Below are 5,184 nucleotides of genomic sequence, written 5' to 3'. Positions count from 1 at the left end.
CGGCGCGATCTGCTCGCCGGCGGGGTCGCCGGGCTGGGGCTGACGGGGCTTGGCGCCTCCGCCGCCGCGAGCCACGCACCCGCCGCGGTGGCGTCATGGCGGCGCGGGGCAGATAATCAGCGGATTGCCGATCTCGGCGACGGGCGCTTCCTCAACCCGATCCTCGCCGGGGATCATCCCGATCCCGCGATCCTCAAGGACGGCGCGGATTATTACATGACCTTCTCGTCGTTCGACAGCTATCCCGGGCCGACGATCTGGCACAGCCGCGATCTGGTGAACTGGCAGCCGCGCGGGGCGGCGCTCACCCGCAATATCGGGTCGGTGTGGGCGGTCAGCCTCGAAAAGCACAAGGGCCGCTATTTCCTCTACGTGCCGGTCAAGGCGACGCCCGACACGATCTACGTGCTATGGGCGGATCATATCGACGGGCCGTGGAGCGATCCGATCGACCTCGACCTGCACGGCCATATCGATCCGTGCCACGCAGTCGGCGAGGACGGGTCGCGCTGGCTGTTCCTGTCGGGCGGCGATCGCGTGCGGCTGAGCGACGACGGGCTGTCGCTCGCCGGCGTGGTCGAGCATGTCTATGATCCATGGCATTATCCGGCGGACTGGGTGGTCGAGAGCTTCTCGCCCGAAGGGCCGAAGATCCACCGCCACAACGGCTATTATTACATGATCACCGCGGTCGGCGGGACGGCCGGGCCGCCGACCGGGCATATGGTGATCGTTGCCCGATCGCGCTCGATTCACGGACCGTGGGAGAATGACCCCGCCAATCCGGTGGTGCGCACCCGCGACGAGGCCGAGCGCTGGTGGTCGCGCGGGCATGCCAGTCTGGTCGAGGGGCCCGATGGAAGCTGGTGGTCGGTCTATCACGGCTATGAGAATGGCTATTGGACGCTGGGCCGGCAGGCGTTGCTCGATCCGGTCGAATGGACCGCGGGCGGCTGGTTCCGTATGCGCGGCGGCGATCTGTCGGCGCCGCTGCCCAAGCCGCGGGGTGGGCGGGCGCTGCCGCACGGACAAACATTGTCGGACGATTTCGCGACGCTGGCGCTCGGCCGGAAATGGAATTTCTTCCGCCCCGCAGTGGGGGAAAGCGAGCGCGCGCGGGTTGCGGACGGGGCGTTGTATCTCCGCGCCAAGGGCATCGCGCCGCACGATTCATCGCCGCTGATGCTGATCGCAGGGGACCAGGCCTATCGGTTCGAATGCGATATCGAGATCGATCCCGGCGTCACCGCCGGGCTGCTGCTCTTCTACGACGACCGGCTCTATTGCGGGCTGGGATTCGACGCGGCGCGGTTCGTGACGCATCAATATGGCGCGGAGCGGGGCCGGCCCGCCAATCCGCACGGTCGCCGGATGCGGATGCGCGTGACCAACGACCGGCATATCGTCTCCTATCATATCAGCGGCGACGGCGGGCGTAGCTGGACGCGCTTCGATCGCGGGATGGAGGTCTCCGGCTATCATCACAATGTGCGCGGCGGCTTCCTGATGCTGCGCCCCGCGCTTTACGCCGCGGGCACGGGGGAGGCGCGCTTCAGGGATTTCACCTTCCGCGCGCTGTGAGATGTTCGTGGCCGCCTGATCCGGCCGCATTGCTTTCCGCCCAGAGCAGCCGCTCGACGCGATCGGGATCGGGATCGGAGGCGAGGGTCGGATCGTGCGACAGCAGCATCGTCTCGCGCCGCGCCGCCTCATACCCGCGCCACGCCGGCATGATCGGCCTCCAGCGAGTGGTCCAGGTTGATTGTTAGTGCATCATAACCTCCGTCGCCAGTGTTGGCCGTAAGTGGAGCGAAGCGGAACCGGAGGGCGGCCCTCGCGCGATCAGGATGTGCTGGCAGCGCTTGCCGGGCTGTTTATCAAGTCGATTGGATGTTTTTCTAACGGCGGTCGTTCTGAAGGAGCGCCAAATGCCGACCGGAGAGGAAAAATGAATTTAGTGGATAGATTCAGACGGATGGTTCCCGCATCTCTCACCCGTCATGCCGGGCCAAGCCCGGCATGACGGGAAAGGATTCCGGGACTCATCCGTTGTGTTCTCACCACTAGACAAGCTACCGTCCGCCCGCAGGGTTCATCGCGTAGGCGGGGCTTGTGTTCAGCGGGAAACGTTATACCGACAACGCCAATACCGTGATCCTCTCGGCTTATCAGCGGATAGACGCGATGCTCGGCTATCGCTTCTCGCGGTTCGATCTCCGTCTGGCGATGACCAATCTGGGCGACACCAAATGGTATCGCTCGGCAACCTCGGCAGGGCAAATCCTGCCGGGTGCGCCGCGGACGCTGACGGCATCGATTCGCTTCGATTTTTGAAGCGATACCGGGGCGGGAGATCGGGCCCGGGCGCCGGTAGTTTTACCGGGGCCCGCCGCTCGATCCTGTGCTGCACCTCACGACGAGTTCGTGCGGCAAGATAATTTGCCCCGCCCGATAATCGGCGTCGCTCAATATGCCGAGGAGCTGTTCGACCGTATGGCGCCCGATCAACTCCTTGGGCTGAGCGATCGTGGTGAGCGCCGGTTGAAGAAAGCGCGCCGAGGGCAAATCGTCAAATCCGACGACCGAGATATCATCCGGGCAGCCGAGCCCCGCGTGGTGGATCGCGCTGATCGCGCCCATCGCCATTTCGTCGCTGAAGCAGAATAGCGCGGTCGCGCCGCGCGCGATGAGATCCCCCGTCAGGTCGAAGGCGGATTGCGCCGAATAGTCGCCGACGCGCACCTGCAACCTGTCATCGATGCCGTGCCGTTTGGCCGCCTCCCGGGCACCCGCCAGCCGGTCTCGGTTGAGCGGACTCGCCGGTGTCCCCATGATTACAGCAATATCGCGATGGCCCAGCCCGATGAGATGTTCGAGCGCGTCGCGACCGGCCGCAAGGTTATCGATATGGACGCTCGGCACGCCGAGATCCGGGCTATAATCGCAGCCGTTGACGATCGGGGCGCGTCCGCCGTGTCGAGACACCAAGTCCTGCAGATTGTCGGGCAGGCGATGACCAAGAAAGATCAGCCCGTCGACCTCGCGGCCGGACAGCATGTCGGCATATTGATCCTCGATCTGCGGATCATGCCGCGTATCGCCGACGATCACCGCATAGCCCGCGTCGCGCGCCGCCTCCTCCGCGCCGCGGATCACGCTGGCAAAGAACGGATTGGAGATATCGGGGACGAGGACGAGAATCCGGGCGGCGCGCAAGGTGCGCAACGTCCGCGCCGCCACATTGGGCTTGTACCCCAGCGTGTCGACGACCTCGAGCACGCGTCGACGCGTCGCGTCCGATACCTGATTGGGGCGGCTCAATACCCGCGATACCGTCGCGGTGGAGACGCCCGCCGCGGCGGCGACCTGGATGATCGTCGGCATAATAGCCTCATGTAATTTGTTGTGTCGGCTTGTCGACGGCAAAAGCATGTAATCCTTTACATCGGCAGGGAGCGCGAATAAACAGAACGGGAGGGAGGGGATGCATGGCGGAATCGGGTGACGCTATGTCAGCGCTAGCACCGCCGGCGTCTGGAGCGCTTGGCGCGCGGTTGAGCGCGCTGATGTTCATGCAATTCTTCATCTGGGGGGCGTGGAACGTCACGCTCGGGCTGGTCATGCAATCGGTCGGCATCGGCAATCTGATCGGCCATGCCTATTCGGTCGGCCCGATCGCCTCGGTCGTCGGCTCCTTCCTGCTCGGGATGGCGGCGACGCGGTATCTCAGCCCGCGTGCGCTGATGGTCATCCTCCATCTCCTCGGCGGCGCGATCCTGCTCGCGCTCCCGGTGCTGGTGACGCCGGCGGCGGGGAGCAGCTTCGTCTGGCTGCTGCTCGGCTATATGATCCTGTACATGCCGACAGTCGGCCTCGCGAACACGATCGCGTTGAAGGGGCTCGGCGCGCGCGCCGATCGCTTCCCGCTGGTGCGGGCATTCGGCACGCTTGGCTGGATCGCCGCCGGGCTGATCGTCGGCTGGGCGGGCCTGTCGGCGAGCCCCGAGATATTCCGCGTCGCCGGCATCGTCTCGCTCGCGCTCGGCATCTACAGCCTAACCTTGCCGAAGGTCGAGGCCGATGCGCCCGCCGGCGACGGGCTGGTGCGACAGCTCTTGAGCGTCGAGGCATTCGCGCTGTTGCGCCAGCGTTCTTTCCTGATCTTCGCGATCTGCGCGACGCTGATCTCGATCCCGCTTGCGATGTATTATGCTTATGCCTCGCCCTATCTCGGCACGGTCGGGATCGACAATGTCGGCGGCACGATGGCGATCGGGCAAATGTCTGAGCTGGCCTTCATGGTTGCGATGCCGTGGCTGTACCGGCGCCTCGGGGTGAAGCCGCTGCTGTTGGCCGGCATGATCGCCTGGGCGGTGCGTTATGCGCTGTTCGCGATCGGCGACGGCGATGCCGGGTTGTGGGCCATCTATCTCGGCGTGGCGCTGCACGGCGTCTGCTATGATTTCTTCTTCGTCGCGGGCGCGATCTACACCGGCATCATCGCCGCGCCCAAAGGCGTCAACGCGCAGGCGCAGGGCATGCTGACCTTGGTCACCTACGGCATCGGCATGCTGCTGGGCTCGCAGATCGGTGCTTTGCTATACGCTCAATTACCCGCCGCCCCGGGCATCGCCGACTGGCACCAATTGTGGTGGTATCCGGCGATTGCCGCTCTGGTGATCGCCGCGCTGTTCCAACTCTTCTTTCGCGACGAGCGGCGGGCGGACGAGGCATGAGCGAGATGAAGGGGCCAGCGCTTTTCCTCGCCCAGTTCCTCGGCGATACCGCGCCCTACGATCGGCTGGAAACGCTCGCGCGATGGGCGGCGGACCTCGGCTATATGGGGGTGCAGATTCCGTGCGATCCGCGGCTGATCGATCTGCCGTTGGCGGCCGAAAGCAAAGATTATTGCGACGAGTTGCGCGGGATGCTGCGCCGATATGACATCGAGCCGACCGAATTGTCGACGCATCTGCAGGGGCAACTCGTAGCGGTGCATCCCGCCTATGACCAATTGTTCGACGGGTTCGCACCGCCCGAACTGCGCGGCCGCCCCGATGCGCGGCAGGCGTGGGCGATCGAGCAGCTCAAGCTTGCCGCGAAGGCCAGCGCCAACCTTGGGCTAAAGGCGCATGCGACTTTTTCCGGGGCCCTGGCGTGGCCCTATCTCTATCCTTGGCCGCA

General features: G+C 65.1%; 6 protein-coding genes. 4 read left to right on the top strand and 2 right to left on the bottom strand.

Annotated elements, in window-relative coordinates; all coding sequences use genetic code 11:
* Nucleotides 1-1,581, top strand: a 1,581-nt coding sequence (locus BGN95_RS16825; RefSeq protein ID WP_502688308.1) for a family 43 glycosylhydrolase, incomplete at its 5' end; no start/stop codon positions are given.
* Here the strand turns inward: BGN95_RS16825 and BGN95_RS16820 are convergent.
* Nucleotides 1,562-1,732, bottom strand: a complete 171-nt coding sequence (locus tag BGN95_RS16820) for a hypothetical protein (RefSeq protein WP_286773422.1) — start codon at nt 1,730-1,732, stop codon at nt 1,562-1,564. The genes BGN95_RS16825 and BGN95_RS16820 overlap by 20 nt on opposite strands.
* 380 nt (nt 1,733-2,112) lie before the next feature.
* Here BGN95_RS16820 and BGN95_RS16815 point away from each other — a divergent pair, with 380 nt between their 5' ends.
* Entirely contained in the window at nt 2,113-2,334 is a 222-nt protein-coding gene (locus BGN95_RS16815; protein ID WP_286773421.1) for a TonB-dependent receptor, read from the top strand.
* 42 nt (nt 2,335-2,376) lie between these two features.
* Here BGN95_RS16815 and BGN95_RS16810 read toward each other — a convergent pair whose 3' ends face one another.
* Nucleotides 2,377-3,384, bottom strand: coding sequence for a LacI family DNA-binding transcriptional regulator (locus BGN95_RS16810; RefSeq protein ID WP_286773420.1), 1,008 nt, complete (start codon nt 3,382-3,384; stop codon nt 2,377-2,379).
* Between the two features lie 170 nt (nt 3,385-3,554).
* Between BGN95_RS16810 and BGN95_RS16805 the strand changes: the two genes are divergently transcribed.
* Nucleotides 3,555-4,736, top strand: coding sequence for an MFS transporter (locus BGN95_RS16805; protein WP_286773419.1), 1,182 nt, complete (start codon nt 3,555-3,557; stop codon nt 4,734-4,736).
* Nucleotides 4,733-5,184 (top strand): TIM barrel protein (locus BGN95_RS16800; RefSeq protein ID WP_502688307.1); only part of this gene is annotated, 452 nt, incomplete at its 3' end. The genes BGN95_RS16805 and BGN95_RS16800, both read left to right, overlap by 4 nt.

Origin of the sequence: Sphingomonas sp. 66-10 (genome assembly GCF_001897045.1) — a bacterium.
Classification (GTDB): domain Bacteria; phylum Pseudomonadota; class Alphaproteobacteria; order Sphingomonadales; family Sphingomonadaceae; genus Sphingomonas; species Sphingomonas lycopersici.
This window is presented reverse-complemented; position numbering and strand designations above follow the sequence as displayed.